General features: G+C 42.7%; 15 protein-coding genes. All 15 read left to right on the forward strand.

The features are described from left to right. Positions 1 to 207 precede the first annotated feature (207 nt). The 15 genes from ACFOU2_RS24455 to csrA all read left to right on the forward strand — a co-directional run bounded on the left by ACFOU2_RS24455 (position 208) and on the right by csrA (position 14,611). Positions 208 to 2,085, forward strand: coding sequence for a hypothetical protein (locus tag ACFOU2_RS24455; protein WP_377918937.1), 1,878 nt, complete (start codon positions 208 to 210; stop codon positions 2,083 to 2,085). Beyond that, complete coding sequence (locus ACFOU2_RS24460) at positions 2,082 to 2,363, forward strand: EscU/YscU/HrcU family type III secretion system export apparatus switch protein (RefSeq protein WP_377918938.1); 282 nt, start codon at positions 2,082 to 2,084, stop codon at positions 2,361 to 2,363. Before ACFOU2_RS24455 ends, ACFOU2_RS24460 begins: the two co-directional genes overlap by 4 nt. Before the next feature lie 18 nt (positions 2,364 to 2,381). After that, a complete protein-coding gene (locus ACFOU2_RS24465) occupies positions 2,382 to 2,819 on the forward strand; it encodes a YaaR family protein (RefSeq protein ID WP_377918939.1) in 438 nt (145 codons plus the stop codon). 548 nt (positions 2,820 to 3,367) lie between these two features. Further along, the gene (locus ACFOU2_RS24470) at positions 3,368 to 4,204 is read left to right on the forward strand and encodes a DegV family protein (protein WP_377918940.1); all 837 of its coding nucleotides are present in this window, start codon (positions 3,368 to 3,370) and stop codon (positions 4,202 to 4,204) included. Between the two features lie 1,109 nt (positions 4,205 to 5,313). Next, positions 5,314 to 6,708 carry a GABA permease gene (gene gabP, locus ACFOU2_RS24475; RefSeq protein WP_377918941.1) on the forward strand — a complete coding sequence of 465 codons (1,395 nt, stop codon included), beginning with the start codon at positions 5,314 to 5,316 and terminating at the stop codon, positions 6,706 to 6,708. 187 nt (positions 6,709 to 6,895) lie between these two features. Beyond that, a complete protein-coding gene (locus ACFOU2_RS24480; RefSeq protein ID WP_377918942.1) occupies positions 6,896 to 8,383 on the forward strand; it encodes a DEAD/DEAH box helicase in 1,488 nt (495 codons plus the stop codon). A 3-nt stretch (positions 8,384 to 8,386) separates the two neighbouring features. Continuing rightward, on the forward strand, positions 8,387 to 9,100 hold the full coding sequence (locus tag ACFOU2_RS24485; protein WP_377918943.1) for a ComF family protein: 714 nt from the start codon (positions 8,387 to 8,389) through the stop codon (positions 9,098 to 9,100). 79 nt (positions 9,101 to 9,179) lie between these two features. Next, the gene (locus ACFOU2_RS24490; protein ID WP_377918944.1) at positions 9,180 to 9,608 is read left to right on the forward strand and encodes a TIGR03826 family flagellar region protein; all 429 of its coding nucleotides are present in this window, start codon (positions 9,180 to 9,182) and stop codon (positions 9,606 to 9,608) included. Between the two features lie 337 nt (positions 9,609 to 9,945). Beyond that, positions 9,946 to 10,209 carry a flagellar biosynthesis anti-sigma factor FlgM gene (gene flgM, locus ACFOU2_RS24495; RefSeq protein WP_377918945.1) on the forward strand — a complete coding sequence of 88 codons (264 nt, stop codon included), beginning with the start codon at positions 9,946 to 9,948 and terminating at the stop codon, positions 10,207 to 10,209. A 17-nt stretch (positions 10,210 to 10,226) separates the two neighbouring features. Further along, entirely contained in the window at positions 10,227 to 10,718 is a 492-nt protein-coding gene (locus tag ACFOU2_RS24500; RefSeq protein WP_377918946.1) for a flagellar protein FlgN, read from the forward strand. A gap of 23 nt (positions 10,719 to 10,741) precedes the next feature. Continuing rightward, positions 10,742 to 12,367, forward strand: coding sequence for a flagellar hook-associated protein FlgK (gene flgK, locus ACFOU2_RS24505; RefSeq protein ID WP_377918947.1), 1,626 nt, complete (start codon positions 10,742 to 10,744; stop codon positions 12,365 to 12,367). Positions 12,368 to 12,378: 11 nt separating this feature from the next. After that, on the forward strand, positions 12,379 to 13,266 hold the full coding sequence (flgL, locus tag ACFOU2_RS24510; protein ID WP_377918948.1) for a flagellar hook-associated protein FlgL: 888 nt from the start codon (positions 12,379 to 12,381) through the stop codon (positions 13,264 to 13,266). 63 nt (positions 13,267 to 13,329) lie between these two features. Next, entirely contained in the window at positions 13,330 to 13,920 is a 591-nt protein-coding gene (locus tag ACFOU2_RS24515; protein ID WP_377918949.1) for a DUF6470 family protein, read from the forward strand. A gap of 12 nt (positions 13,921 to 13,932) precedes the next feature. Continuing rightward, positions 13,933 to 14,367, forward strand: a complete 435-nt coding sequence (gene fliW, locus ACFOU2_RS24520) for a flagellar assembly protein FliW (RefSeq protein WP_377918951.1) — start codon at positions 13,933 to 13,935, stop codon at positions 14,365 to 14,367. Between the two features lie 13 nt (positions 14,368 to 14,380). After that, positions 14,381 to 14,611: a carbon storage regulator CsrA gene (gene csrA / locus ACFOU2_RS24525; protein WP_377918952.1), complete on the forward strand. Its 231-nt coding sequence runs from the start codon at positions 14,381 to 14,383 to the stop codon at positions 14,609 to 14,611. Positions 14,612 to 14,878: the final 267 nt, after the last annotated feature.

Below are 14,878 nucleotides of genomic sequence, written 5' to 3' on the forward strand. Positions count from 1 at the left end.
CTCAGAACCCAGTTCCATCGTTTTCCTAAAAGGGCCGATTGTGGGAATCCTGTAAAACCAAGGATTTTCGTGATGGGTCCTTTCGATTTTCATCCATTTTTCAAGCTGAAGAATTTAGAGGTGAAAAATGGATAATTATATGAAAATCTCCACGAAAATGGCCGATACAAAAGGTAAATCATGAACGGACCGCGGAGTGTGAAAAGAATGCAAATTCAAAATCAGTTATGGACGACGGGAAAAGAACCAATAGCGGAATCGGGCGGTTTCAAACAAGGAGACGTAGTAAAGGGAACGATAACTGAAAAGCTAAGCGATACGGAAGCAATGGTTCAGGTAAACGGCAAGGACGTGAAAATGAAATTCGACCAGCCGATCGGTACGGAAAAGGAAGTCATGGTACAAGTTCAAAAAATGAACGGAGAAGCGGTAGAAGTCAAAAATGTTACGGCTGTTCCAGCAAAGGCCCCCCTGTTTGTAAATATAGACGCTGTGTTAGCGGAGATTGGGCTTTACGAGGGAAAACAAGAAGCCAAGCAATACATTCAACGTCAGTTGGAGCGGGGGAGAGTTCGTCAGGAGCACATTAAACCGATCGTTTCGTTTTGGAAGGAGACAAAAGGAACGAATGATGAAAAACAGAGAACGGTGGAAGCTGCTCTGCAAAAAAAATTGCCGGTCAAGGCGGCTGTGTTGTCAGCTGTCCATGAAGCATTGAACGGAAAACTTGCTCCTACGTTTATGGAGTCAATAAAAAGTACGCCCGAACAAATGGTACAAGTGACAGAAGAAGAGATAGGCCCTTTAGTCAAATCCATCATGGAAGAAATGGATACACAGAAAGCTTGGACTCACGTGGAATCCCCTTTTTCAAGCGAAGGGGTTGAGGAAGGGCAGGTTCTTCCGGAATTACCTGCTCAATCATACGACGGGATGAAGAGTGTTACCGAGCAAAACGTACACATATCAACCGACTCTCAGCCAATTTCAAAAGATGTGATGGTGACGACGGTTACAAAGAAACTTAAACAAATCACTCAGGAATTCCAGACATACAAGAAAGAAACTCATCAAAGCCTCCAGCTTGTGGAAAAAAGTTTGCAAGTGAATAAAGAGCAAGCAGCTCCTTTGTTAGAGATGGTCATCCATAAGCTGGATAAAGCCATCTTAAAGAGCGATTTTTTATTATATGCAGACATGAAAACCGAAAAATCCATGCTGCAGGCAAGCAATTTGTTGAAGGAAGCAAAACAGCTTCTGTCAAAAGGGGAGACCCAAGATTCCTTAAAAGTCATCCATCAAGTGAAAGAGCTGATCCAAAAAATTGAATACAAGCCTTCAGAAGTAAAAATGGTGCACTATGTAAAAGATGAACTGCTTTCCGCCCGTACCGAGCCTTCTTTCCAACAAGCAGTTAAAAAAGCCGCTCAACTTGCAGTACCGCAAGAGATGACGGGGAGAAAAGTGTTTGAACTGGTCCGTCAGCTTGGATTGAACCGGGAAAATGAGTTAATGGATTCTCTTGTGTTTAAAAATAAAGAAGTGCCAAACGCAAACGATTTAAAAAGCATGATTTTAGCTGTACAGCAGAAACAAGGAGCAGAGAAACTTCCGTCAGCTTTAGGAAGTATGCTGCAGAAAATAACGGGGCAGCAGTTATTAAATAAACATGAAGGGACAAACCAAGTACAGAATGCTTTTTTTCACCTTCCTGTTCAGGTAAGCGAAGAAGTCAGGGATGTAAAAGTATTCATTAAAGCTCAAAATAAATTTGATAAGATGGATTGGGAAAATTGCAGCCTATACTTTTTATTGCAAACGAAAACACTGGGGGATGTAGGCATTTCCCTTATGGCTGTCAACCGCCGGCTTGGCATCACGTTTAAAAACGATGAAGAAGCTTTTGCGGAAAAAGCAAAACCATTAACAGAAAAGCTCTCAAAAGCCATTCAGGAAATCGGCTTTGAGATTACATCCGTTCACTATCAAAAGTTCGGGGACACAACAGAAGAAACCGAAAAGCAGACGGTTTCAAAGCACTCTCATGTAAAACCCCGGCAGGAAGGTTTTGACTATTCGATATGATGAACCACACTTCTTATCCACATAAACAAAAATCAAAAGTCGTGTTAAGGCAATACGGGGAGAGCGGCATCCAGCCTTTGCATCAAACAGCGGGAACGCTTATGTCGAAATTGGTGAAAGAAGCAGAAAAGCAGCAAGTTCCGATCCAGGAGGATGAAGCCTTGCTTGAAAGCATGACAAACATCGATCTCGGCGAGCACGTTCCACCACAGCTCTATGCCGTCATTGCTGAAATGCTGACGTTTATCCAAGAGATTGAAAATGACGAAACTGCTTGATGGGAAAGGAGGAGGCATGTGGAGGTCCAGCGCATTACAAAAGCAGCCAATCATAAAGTTGAGCGAAAAGAAAGAGAAATGGAAGATTCGGTGACATTTACCCACGTCTTATCGAATAAGAGATACGAAGTGAGTGATGAGCGGTACGCTAGAATGCTGAAGGAAATTGAAGAACAAGGAAAGAAGCTTGCGAAATATCAATCGATTGATTCCCTTAGGACGTATAAAAAGCTCGTGAAAAAATTCATGGATGAAGCGGTCAACAACGGGCTGCAGCTAAAAGAACAGCGAGGCTTCAACATGAGAGGGGGCTCTACCATTCATAAGCTTGTGAAGGAAGCCGACGACAAGCTTATTGAACTGACAAATGAAGTATTGTCAGATCAAAAAGACGGTCTTCGCATTTTGGGCATGGTCGGAGAAATCCAAGGTCTTTTGGTCAACATCTATACGTAATAGGCAGCAGGTGAATGCTGTCTGTTATGTTTTGAGGAGTTGGCTATCTTAAAGTCTAATACTGAAAATGTGCCGGCAGCCGTCGTGCACAAATATAAGTCCTACTTAATTTTTTAATCTCTGTCACCGTTCCTTCTTCTATTTGCACCTTTCTGTTTTTTCATCTTGAACGAGCTTACAAAGGTTCTCGTATAAGCGGCTGACAAGAGCCCGTAAGGGAGATTGTCAGCCGCTTATGCGTAAAGAATTTGACATGAGCGGTTTTTGCTCATGTCAAATTCTTTATGTGGATTCATATATTAAAAGTCTGTTAATATATTCCTATCATAGGAGGGCTTTAATGCAAAGAAAACGAAAATAGTGTAGAATAAGATAAAGAAACTCGCCGATTGGCAAGCCTGTAAAGGCGAAGACAGAGGTGCAGTTGAGCTTATACTTCAGACTTAAAATGGGCAGCTTCGTCGTATCGGCTTCAGCGTTGCCCATTTATACGTTCTGAACGTATGAAAAAATCTTTTTGAGACTATTTAGAAGGATGGATTTTCCTGATGAAAACAGCGATTATTACGGATAGTACAGCGTATATATCGAAAGAGCTGCGCGATGAACTCAACATACATATGGTTCCTTTAAGTGTCATCTTCGGAGAAGAAACATATCGCGAAGAAATCGATATGACAGACAAACAGTTTTATGAAAAGGTACGCGAACAGCTGCCGACGACATCCCAACCGCCAATCGGTGAGTTTGTCAGTTTGTTTGAAGAACTGGCAAAAGGCTATGATGCAGCGATTGTGGTGACATTATCGAGCGGCATCAGCGGTACATATCAAGGTGTGATTTCGGCAGGCCAAATGGTAGAAGGACTTGACGTGTATGCATATGATTCCGAAATCAGCTGCATGGTTCAAGGATTTTATGCCATTGAAGCCGCAGAGATGGCAAGACAAGGGAAAGAGCCAAAAGAAATCATTCATCGTCTTGATGAAATGAAACAGTCGATGAAAGCCTATATCATGGTCGATGATTTATCCCACTTACAGCGCGGCGGACGCTTAAATGCCGCACAAGCCTTTGTCGGAGGTCTTCTTCAAGTCAAACCACTCCTTCACTTCGTAGACGGTAAAATTGTTCCATTTGAAAAAATTCGTACACGTAAAAAAGCGCTAAAACGCATCTTTGATCTTTTGGGTGAAGACGCAAAGCCAGGCAGGCCAATGAAAGCTGTTGTGATCCATGCGAACCGTCCAGAAGAAGCAAAAGAAATCAAAGAAGAACTCGAACAAACGTACCCGAATGTGGAATTCAGCTTATCCCATTTCGGCCCGGTCATCGGGACACATCTTGGCGAAGGGGCCATTGGAATCGGCTGGTATAAAAAATAAACGGCAAAAATATTTTGTCGTTTCTTTTTTATATGAATCCACATAAATAATTTGACATGAATAAAAACCATTCATGTCAAATTATTTACGCATAAGCGGCCGACAATCTCCCTTACGGGTTCTTGTCAGCCGCTTATACGAGGACCTTTGTGAGCCTATTCAAGGTGCAAAGACAGAAAAACTATAAGTGACTTAAAAAACCAAAGCTGATGTTGAAAAATGAAAATGGATTTATATATAAGTCCACGTAAATAATTGGCCATGAATAAAAACCATTCATGGCCAATTATTTACGCATAAGCGGCTGACAATCTCCCTTACGGATTCTTGTCAGCCGCTTATACGAAGACCTTTGTGAGCCTATTCAAGATGCAAAGACAGAAAAACTATAAGTGGCTTAAAAAGCCAAAGCTGATGTTGAAAAATGAATTTGATAAAACAGTATTTATTCTTATTTTTTTGATTTAAATTAATGAAATCGCGACTATTTAAACCTTGCGAAAAAGGTCGTAGTTCCTTTCGAATGCTTGCAAAAATGTAAAATGGGAGAGGCTCTTTATTTGACACTTTGTCTAATGATAATGGATTCATAAATAAGTAAAGTAGAGAATGATACATAAAAATAGAGAGGGAAAAGGAGGGAGATATCGAAATAAATCACTACAATAATATGAATGCGCTTACAGATGGTTTGGTAAGCAAATGGAGGTGACAAGGATCTGGATAAACGGGGTGTGTAGGGTAAATAGAAGATTAATAGTTTAGGGAGCGTCATTTTTCTAAAGATTTCCTCTTCAAGCATCTTGTAGTAGTATCAGAGATTTTTTAGTATATCTTTGTTTTTGTTTGTAACCGGACTTATTCTTTTTCCGTTATTTAAACTACTATATAAATCCACATAAAGAATTTAACATGGGCAAAACCCTTCATGTTAAATTCTTTACGCATAAGCGGCTGCCAATCGACATTAAGGGTTCTTGTCAGCCGCTTATACGAGAACCTTTGTAAGCTTGTTCAAGATGAAAAAACAGAAAGACGCAAATAGAAGAAGGACCGGTGACAGAGGTTAAAAAATTAAGTGGAACTTATATATAGAGAGGTGTGGACGAGTGAACCATAAAGAAAATCAGTTGAAAAAAGATTTGAAAATCCGCCATATTACGATGATTTCAATTGGAGGAGTCATCGGAGCAGGCTTGTTTATGGGAAGCGGTGCCGTCATTCATTCTGCCGGACCGGGTTCTCTTGTATCTTATGCACTTGCCGGGCTGCTCGTTGTGTTTGTCATGAGGATGCTGGGGGAAATGGCTTCCCTGAATCCTACAAGCGGTTCTTTTTCCACGTATGCAAGGGAAGCAATCGGTCCATGGGCGGGATACACGATAGGTTGGCTATACTGGTTCTTCTGGGTGATCGTTATTGCGATCGAAGCGACGGCAGGGGCAGCCAATATCCAATACTGGTTCCCTAATATTCCGGCCTGGCTATTAAGCCTCGTATTAACGGTTTTATTGACCCTTACCAATATTTACTCGGTCAAATCATTCGGAGAGTTTGAATATTGGTTTTCGCTTATTAAAGTCGTCACCATTATCTTATTCCTTGGGCTCGGACTTTCTGTTATTTTCGGGCTTGTACCGGGAGTGGAAGCACCGGGACTCTCCAATTTAACCGGAAACGGCGGATTTATGCCGCACGGAGTCGGAGCGATCCTCCTTGGAATTACGGTCGTTATTTTTTCTTTTATGGGTACGGAAATCGTGGCGGTAGCTGCGGGGGAATCGGCCGAACCGTCAAAAGCGGTCCGAATTGCGACCAATAGTGTTATTTGGCGGATTCTCATTTTTTATATTGGTTCGATTGCGGTCGTCGTTACATTGCTTCCGTGGAATTCTGCCAACCTTTTAAAAAGCCCGTTTGTCGCTGTCCTTGAACATGTGGGAATCCCGGCCGGGGCTCAAATCCTCAACTTCATTGTATTAACTGCCGTCCTTTCTTGCTTGAATTCCGGTTTATATACCAACTCGCGTATGTTATATGGAATGGCAAAAGCGGGGGATGCACCAAAAGCATTTTTAAAGTTAAATAAAAATGGTGTGCCGGTTCGTACGGTCTTGTTTGGAACATTTTTTGCCTACATCGCTGTCATCTTCAACTATCTTTCTCCAGATAAAGTGTTCCTGTTCCTGGTCAATGCCTCAGGCGGAATCGCTCTATTAGTATACCTTGTGATTGCGTTTTCCCACTTAAAGATGCGCCAAAGAGTAGAACGTCAAAATCCCGAACTGCTTCAGGTAAAAATGTGGCTGTTCCCTTATCTCACCTATGTCACGATAGCCGGGATTCTCGCTATTTTGATTGCCATGGCGTTTATTGATTCCATGCGTTCACAAGTAGCTCTTACGATGCTCATTGCTGCCTTGATTGTAGGTTCGTATGTTCTTTTCCATCGAAACAAAACAAGTGAGATAACAGCAAGTAAGGATGAAATCATAAACACGTAAATGATGGAACATGGATAGAGAGCATCCATGTTCCATCATTTACGCATAAGAGTTTGACAAGCAACCTTACGGTCCCTTGTCAAACTCTTATACGAAGATCTTTTTAGTGAATTCAAGATGGATGAATGGAAATTAATACCTATTATTTGTTATGATAGGGGTGAGAAAAATAAAAAGGAGTGAAGGAATGCGTTTTACCGTTATAGACAAACAGCTTTTGCCTGAGCCCCTGGCAGCACAGGGTTCTGACCTTCAACCGATTTCCTCTATCCCCCAGTGGTGCAATCCCCCGATGAATTCTTCTTTTTCGTACTCTGCCGATTTACAGTCTTTTCTTGATGGAAAAGAGCTTCTCCCCGATGACCTCCCATTCCCGCTTACACTTATTCACCAACATTATGAACATGGCTATCTATCCTATGTAAAAGGAATCAAGAAGGAAAAAGGATACTTTTGTCATCGCTGCGGCAATGAAAAGCAAGAACGATTTGCCTCTTTTCATTGTGCCCGGTGCCAACAAGTCTGTACGTATTGCCGTGCCTGTATCGTGATGGGAAGGGTGAGTGAATGTACACCGCTTCTTCGTTGGACAGGCCCTCCTCTTGCGTTTTCTCTTCCCGCTGACATCCTTCATTGGGATGGCACGCTCTCGCCTGCTCAAAAGATCGCATCTGGCGCAGTGGTGACAGCTATTAAACATAAACAGGAACTTCTGGTATGGGCCGTGTGTGGTGCCGGGAAGACGGAAGTATTGTTCCCGGGAATTGAAGCAGCTTTAGCTTTCGGGAAAAAGGTGTGTATCGCCACTCCCCGGACAGATGTGGTACTGGAACTTAAGCCTCGTCTTCAGAAAGCTTTTGCCGAAGTCGAGGTGATCGCATTGTACGGCAGCAGTGAGGACAGGGGAAAGCAGGCACCGCTCACCATTTCCACCACCCATCAGCTGCTTCGCTACTCTCAAGCGTTTGATGTGGTGATTATCGATGAAGTCGATGCTTTTCCGTATTCTGTCGAACCGATGCTTCAATATGCGGTACAAAAAGCGAAGAGAGAGGATGCAGCGGTCATTTATTTAACGGCCACGCCGAATCAAACATGGCAAAAAGAAGTCAAACAAGGGAAACGAAAAGCCGTCACCATACCTGCTCGTTACCATCGCCATCCGCTGCCTGTTCCTCGCTTTGAATGGTGCGGCAACTGGAAAAAGAGTTTGAAGCAAAAGAGGCTTCCGTCAAATGTCCATGAATGGATCACCGAACGTTTTAAAGATGGGAAGCAATCGTTTTTGTTTATTCCCCGGATTGAGTTAATCCCTGAAGTGGTGAAATTGTTGAAGGTGATGGATGAACGGATAGAAGGAGTGCATGCGGAAGATCCGGATCGAAAAGAAAAAGTTTTGATGTTTCGGAATGGGCAGATTCCTTTGCTCGTAACAACGACGATTTTGGAAAGAGGAGTGACCGTACCGAATATTGATGTAGCGGTACTTGGAGCGGAAGATGATATTTTTACGGAAAGTGCCCTTGTACAGATTTCGGGCCGCGTCGGCAGAAGTGCGCAATTCCCTGACGGAGATTTAGTGTTTTTTCATTACGGCAAAACGAAAAATATGCTGCTCGCCAAAAGACAGATCGAGCAAATGAACAGGGAAGCACGAAAAAAAAGGAATGATTGACAGATGAATGAGCATTGCCTGATTTGCGATCAAATGTTGAAGCGTCACTTAACATGGACTACTTTGCTTTTTCCCTCAGAGCAACCCGTCATTTGTGAAAGGTGTGAGGGGAAATTTCAACTGATTGAAGGCGATATTTGTCAAGTATGCGGCCGGCCGTTTCAAGAACTCGAAGAAAGCTATCGAAAAGGAGAACATTGCCTGGATTGTGTCAGGTGGGAAGAGAACGAAGGCTGGAGCGGCCTTCTCCGGCAAAATCGTTCTCTTTACCTTTACAACGATTGGATGAAAGAAATGATGGCCTTGTATAAGTTTCGGGGTGATTATAAATTATCGGAAGTGTTTCAAAGAAAGTGGGTGAAGCTATATCAAGCTCATTATGATTCCAGCTATTTGGTTGTTCCGATTCCCCTCAGCGAAGAAAGACTATATGAAAGAGGCTTTAATCAATCCGTCGTATTGGCGAATTTTCTGGCACAGCCTGTACACGATTTATTAGAACGCCATCATGTTGAAAAACAGTCACAAAAAACGCGGAAAGAGCGGCTGGAAACAGATCAGTTGTTTAGGGTGAAAAATAAGGCTGCCCTGGAAGGAAAGTCTGTATTGCTTATTGATGATATTTATACAACCGGCACAACACTAAGGCATGCAGCGAAGGGATTGAGTGAAGTCGGCTGTAAATCCGTTTCTTCTTTAACACTAGCTAGAGGATAATAGGTATTTATACCTATATAAAAATCCCTATATATGGGCGATATGAAAACTAAAAAAGAAGAAAAAGGGAGTAGGGGAAATGGGTCAGTTAGCGAATTGTCCACAATGCGGGAGCCTTTATATCCAAAATAAATTTCGGAGTGTATGTGAAGCTTGTTATAAAAAAGAAGATCAGCTCTTCCAAACTGTTTATGAATATATCCGTAAACGTGAAAACCGAATGGCTACGCTTATGCAGGTTGTAAGAGCAACGGGAGTAGAAGAGAGCCTCATTCATAAATTTATTAAACAAGGACGTCTGCAGCTTGCTCAATTTCCGAATCTCGGCTATCCTTGCGACCAATGCGGTACGCTTATTCGTGAAGGGAAGATTTGTGTGGAGTGCCGGGATGAGTTAAAGAAAGAACTGAATACGATGAAAGAAATAGAAGAACGTCAACGGCAGGAACAAACAAAGACAACGGAGCGAGCAACGTATCATGTGATAGATAGGGATTTTTTAAAATAAAATGTGGGAAAAAAGTGATCGAGCAAAACAGCTTCATCACTTTTTTCTTTTGCGCAGACATAAATTGAGGAATGGCAACGAAATGTATAAAGAGAAACTTCCGTCATGGGAAGAAGGTCTCTATGGCAGTTAGTTGAGCTAATTTGGCTCTTAAAGGCGGCTGTTTATAGGTACTTGACAGTCTTACAGCCCGTTAGAGCGGGCGATAGACCTATCTAAATGTGAAAGATGTGAGATTCGTCACATCTTTTGATTAGATGATAAACATTCCTCCGTTTTAGCCGATAATAAGTGTAAAGAAAAGAAGCGTTCATACTATCAAAAAGAGGTGAAGGAAATGAAAATCAATTCATTTGGAACATTCGGTGTGAATCCATATAAAAAACAGATGGAAAAGACGGAAAACCTAAAAAATGCCTCAAAAAAACAGGATCAAGTCGAGATTTCTTCTGCGGCCAAGGAATTGCAGCAAGCTGATCGCATCTCCAAAGAACGCCAGGCGAAAATTGAATCGTTGAAGCAGCAAATTCAAAACGGGACGTACAAAGTGGATGCAGAAGCGGTAGCAAAAGGCATTATGGATTTTTATTCCAAAAAATAATAAAGGAATGAACGAACGTGCAAGCTGAAAAGCTAAGGGAGATTTTAACGAAGCAGCTTACTGTCCATAAAAGTTTACTGGCGATTGCAGAGCGGAAAACAGACATCATAAAAAAAGGTGATCTTCAATCGCTGAATGAGATATTGAAACATGAACAAGCGCATATTGCTCTCATCAGTCAGCTGGAGCGGGAGCGAAACGAGGAGACAGTCAAACTGCTGAGCGGCCACCCCATTCAAGGGGAACAACCGACATTGTCAGATGTGATAGAAGCCGTTCATTCTACAGAGAAAGAACCATTAAGGAGTCTGCAAACCGAGCTGGTTGCTTGCATTCAGAGCTTAAAGGAACGGAATGAACTGAATCAGCAGCTCATTTATCAATCGATGCAATTTGTCAATTTGACGATGGATCTCATTCGACCACAGCCCAAAAACTTCAATTACGAAAAACCAAAGAGACCAATAAATGCAGTAAAAAGCCACTCCATGTTTAATTCAAAGGCTTAACGGAGAAACGGAGGAATCAACACATGCGCTCAACTTTCCACGGGCTTGAAACCGCCCGAAGGGGCATGGTAACCCAACAGGCAGCCCTTTATACGACAGGTCACAACATTGCCAATGCCAACACGCCCGGCTACACACGCCAGCGTGTCAATTTTCAGCAAACAGAACCATATCCCGCACCGGCCATGAATCGTCCTCAGATTCCTGGGCAGATGGGGACAGGGGTAGAGGCTGGTTCGATTCAACGTGTGCGTGAGGGCTTCCTGGATGTCCAGTATCGTGGGGAAAACAACAAGCTTGGCTATTGGACATCCCGTTCAGATGCGATTACGAAAATGGAAGATATCATGAACGAGCCGAGCGATAACGGCTTGGCGAAAACGATGGACCAATTTTGGCAGTCTCTTCAAGACTTGAGCGTCAACCCGGAGAATGAGGGAGCGCGTGCTGTTGTGCACCAGCGCGGAATTGCCGTAGCCGATACCTTTCATTACTTGTCTAGCTCCTTGTCACAAATCCAAACGGACATCGGAAGCCAAATTGGAGTGTCTGTGACGGAAATTAACTCGATCGCTAAGCAAATTTCTCAAATTAATAAGCAAATTAGTGAAATCGAGCCGCATGGCTATTTGCCAAACGACTTGTATGATGAGCGTGATCGGTTGCTTGATCAGTTGTCACAGCTCGTTGATGTAAAAGTAGAAGCAAAACCAGTGGGCGGAAATGCTCTCCCTATTGCAGAAGGAACATACAATGTTTCCATCGTCGACAGCAAAGGCAATGAGTATTCGCTTGTGACAGGAGACAGCTATCAGAAGATATCCGTTGAGCCGGGAAGCGATGTGGACGGTGACGGTGTAAAGGAAACGCCGACTGGTCCTATTACAAAGCTGACAATCGGAACGACTGATATGCCTATAGCGGATGCAACGAGTGGTGGATCAATTCTGACTTCCGGCAAGCTGAAAGGATTAGTAGAATCGTACGGATATAGCGATGGTACAACAGATGCAAACGGAAACCTTGTAGTAAAAGGTATTTATCCTGATATGCTGACCAATTTGGATAACATGGCTTATTCATTTGCCACCTTGTTTAATGCCGTCCATAAAGAAGGTTACTCCTTAGGCGGCACTAAAACGGATATTGTCTTTTTCGATGAGCTTTCAACGGCTCAAGGAGCGGCTTCGAACATCTCAGTCTCAAAAAATATAGATGATTTAGCTAATATCGCTGCTTCCACAAAAGAAAATGAATCAGGAAACGGGATGAATGCTATTAATCTCGCAAATGTAAGCAATATGCTTCTTTCAGCGGGAACCGTTGATTTACAAGGGGATGCTGGTTCATTAAACATCAGCAGTCTAAATCTCCCGCTAAAAACGGGAACGTTAAAAGCAAACTATGAAGGCTGGATCGGAAAGCTTGGAGTAGACGGCCAGCAGGCAGCACGTTTGAAAAATAACACGGAAGTTCTTCAGCAATCAGTGGATGAGCGCCGAGAGTCGGTCAGCTCTGTTTCGCTGGATGAAGAGATGACCAATATGATTCAGTTCCAGCATGCTTATAACGCAGCAGCGAGACAAATCACGGTGGTCGATGAAATGCTTGATAAAATCATTAACGGTATGGGACTGGTAGGAAGGTAGGTGACTAAACGATGCGCGTAACACAAGGTATGTTATCGGGAAATATGCTTCGCAATTTAAGCCAGAGTTACTCAAGACTTGGCAAATATCAGGATCAGTTGGCGACAGGCAAAAAGATTAATCGCCCTTCAGATGATCCGGTTGTCGCGATGAAAGGGATGTTCTATCGAACGAATTTGACAGAAGTCGAACAGTTCAAACGCAACTTTTCGGAAGCGTATAACTGGGTCGAGAATACGGACGCGGCATTGGATAAAGCGACTGAGGCCCTTCAGCGCATTCGCGAGCTGACCGTTCAGGCAAGTAACGGTACGTACGAAGAATCACAGCGACAAGCCATTGGTGATGAGGTTGCGCAGTTAAAGGAACACTTAGTGACCATCGCCAATACGAAGGTTGGAGACAAATATATTTTTAATGGAACGAATACATTAACGCAGCCTGTTCAAATAGATAGTGATGGAAAAATAACAGGTACACCAACAGGCCAGCAAGAGGTAACAATTGAGCTGGCGAAAGGAATCTACCTTCCGGTTAACCTGCGTCCGGATCAAGTGTTTAATCAGGATTTCTTTGATAAAATCGAGAAATTGCAGGGAAACCTGGAGAACGGCGGTTCAACAACAGACATTGGTCAGTCTCTTGCCGATATTGATGAAAATCTAAAAGCGATTTTGTCATCTCGCTCAGAAATCGGGGCAAGAACCAACCGTCTTGAAATGATGGAAGCAAGAATCGATGAACAAGAGGTCATCGCCAATCGTATTTTATCGGATAACGAAGACGCAGACATTGAACGTGTAATTACCGATTTGAAAACACAAGAAAGTGTGCACCGTGCAGCCCTTGGAGTGGGATCAAGAATTATTCAGCCTACTCTTATGGATTTCCTGCGTTAATTGAAAATATATCTTGAAGCTATCTAGTTTTTAGATAGCTTTTTTGCTAGGAGGAACGAGCATATGCAGCTGCCGCAAATCAGGCTTGAATCCACAAATGCCAGAATCAAATTGAATATTGAAAAGCCTGTCCAGGAAATCCAGCAGCCCCAGGCAGAACTGTCTATTGAACAACCCGCAGCCGAGCTGAACATTGAACGAACCCCTTCAAAGCTCACGATTGACCAAACGAAGGCCCGTGAGGATATGGATTTGAAACATATCTCAAGGCGTATTGAAGAGGCGGCACAACAGGGCTACCAGGACTGGCTGGACGGGCTGGAGCGGAGAGCACAAGACGGCGATGAGTTGATGAGAATTGAAAACGGTGGAGACGCAATTGCAGAACAGGCAAAGCGGAACAGTGAACCGCCCATCTATGATTTTAACATCGGCTGGATTCCGTCAGCTAATAGTGTTCAAATCAGTTATGATCCGGGGAAAGTCGACATTCAGTGGAAGCAAAACAAGCCCATTATTAATGCCAGAGTAAACAAGCCGATTTTGAACTACGAGCCTGGAAAGACTAACGTAGAGCTGGCACGGTATGCATCTTTAAAAGTAGACTTTGAAAACTTAAAATACGTTGGCATCAACTATGAACAAAAAATATAAGGTTGTGAGAGCATGAAGATTGAAACAAAATACCATGGGGAAATGGAAATAAGCGAACAACAAATCATTGACTTTGATCAGGGAATTCCGGGATTTGAAGATGAGCAGGCATTTATCATCCTGCCTTTGGATGATGACCAAACCTTTTATATTTTGCAGTCAACTAAAACACCGCAGCTTGGCTTTATTATGACAAACCCGTTTCCTTTCTTTAAGGACTATGATTTCGAGATTGAGGAAAACTACATAGAACAGCTGGAACTCGAAAAAGCGGAAGATGCGGCGGTTTACGCTATTTTGAGCGTGAAAGAAAACTTTCATGACTCCACCGCCAACCTTCAGGCCCCTGTTATTATTAATATGAAAAATAATAGAGGAAAACAAATCATCTTAACGAATACGAACTATCAAACAAAGCACAAACTATTCCAGCCAGCGGCAAAGTAAGGAGGGGGCAAGCATGCTCGTTCTCACACGGAAAACGAAAGAGTCGATTAAAATCGGGGATGATATCGAGATTACAGTGTTGTCAGTTAGTGGTGATCAAGTGAAAATTGGGATCAAAGCACCAAAAAGCGTTGAAATCCATCGGACGGAAATATATAACGAAATTCAGAAAGAAAATGAAACGGCATCAACGACTGTGACGAATCTGATGGAAAAATTGAAGAACTGGAATATAAACAGCTAAAACTGTCCGAGGGGCAGTTTTTATTTTTTGTCTACCACTACATTGTCTTTTGGTTCTGGTGCAAGAAACTCATATGAAAGTAAAAGGTCAATACGTGTACTGGTATTGTGCAGTAATTCAGAAGGGAATAAGGTTGACTTTTATTTAAGTGAATCAACACATACAAAAGCAGCCAGGCACTTTTTCAAAAAGTCTTGGATGCTTGTTACTTTACAATATTATAGGTCATTATGCTAGATAAAAATCCAGCATATTCTTTAAAGGTAA

The sequence above is a fragment of the Bacillus songklensis genome, assembly GCF_042649685.1.
Classification (GTDB): Bacteria; Bacillota; Bacilli; order Bacillales; family Bacillaceae_H; genus Bacillus_BA; species Bacillus_BA songklensis.

What these genes read in the sequence shown, in the direction of transcription:
- ACFOU2_RS24455 (WP_377918937.1), top strand. Translation starts at nt 208, where the DNA reads ATGCAAATTCAAAATCAGTTATGGACGACGGGAAAAGAACCAATAGCG.
- ACFOU2_RS24460 (WP_377918938.1), top strand. Translation starts at nt 2,082, where the DNA reads ATGATGAACCACACTTCTTATCCACATAAACAAAAATCAAAAGTCGTG.
- ACFOU2_RS24470 (WP_377918940.1), top strand. Translation starts at nt 3,368, where the DNA reads ATGAAAACAGCGATTATTACGGATAGTACAGCGTATATATCGAAAGAG.
- ACFOU2_RS24480 (WP_377918942.1), top strand. Translation starts at nt 6,896, where the DNA reads ATGCGTTTTACCGTTATAGACAAACAGCTTTTGCCTGAGCCCCTGGCA.
- ACFOU2_RS24485 (WP_377918943.1), top strand. Translation starts at nt 8,387, where the DNA reads ATGAATGAGCATTGCCTGATTTGCGATCAAATGTTGAAGCGTCACTTA.
- ACFOU2_RS24490 (WP_377918944.1), top strand. Translation starts at nt 9,180, where the DNA reads ATGGGTCAGTTAGCGAATTGTCCACAATGCGGGAGCCTTTATATCCAA.
- flgM (WP_377918945.1), top strand. Translation starts at nt 9,946, where the DNA reads ATGAAAATCAATTCATTTGGAACATTCGGTGTGAATCCATATAAAAAA.
- flgK (WP_377918947.1), top strand. Translation starts at nt 10,742, where the DNA reads ATGCGCTCAACTTTCCACGGGCTTGAAACCGCCCGAAGGGGCATGGTA.
- flgL (WP_377918948.1), top strand. Translation starts at nt 12,379, where the DNA reads ATGCGCGTAACACAAGGTATGTTATCGGGAAATATGCTTCGCAATTTA.
- ACFOU2_RS24515 (WP_377918949.1), top strand. Translation starts at nt 13,330, where the DNA reads ATGCAGCTGCCGCAAATCAGGCTTGAATCCACAAATGCCAGAATCAAA.
- fliW (WP_377918951.1), top strand. Translation starts at nt 13,933, where the DNA reads ATGAAGATTGAAACAAAATACCATGGGGAAATGGAAATAAGCGAACAA.
- csrA (WP_377918952.1), top strand. Translation starts at nt 14,381, where the DNA reads ATGCTCGTTCTCACACGGAAAACGAAAGAGTCGATTAAAATCGGGGAT.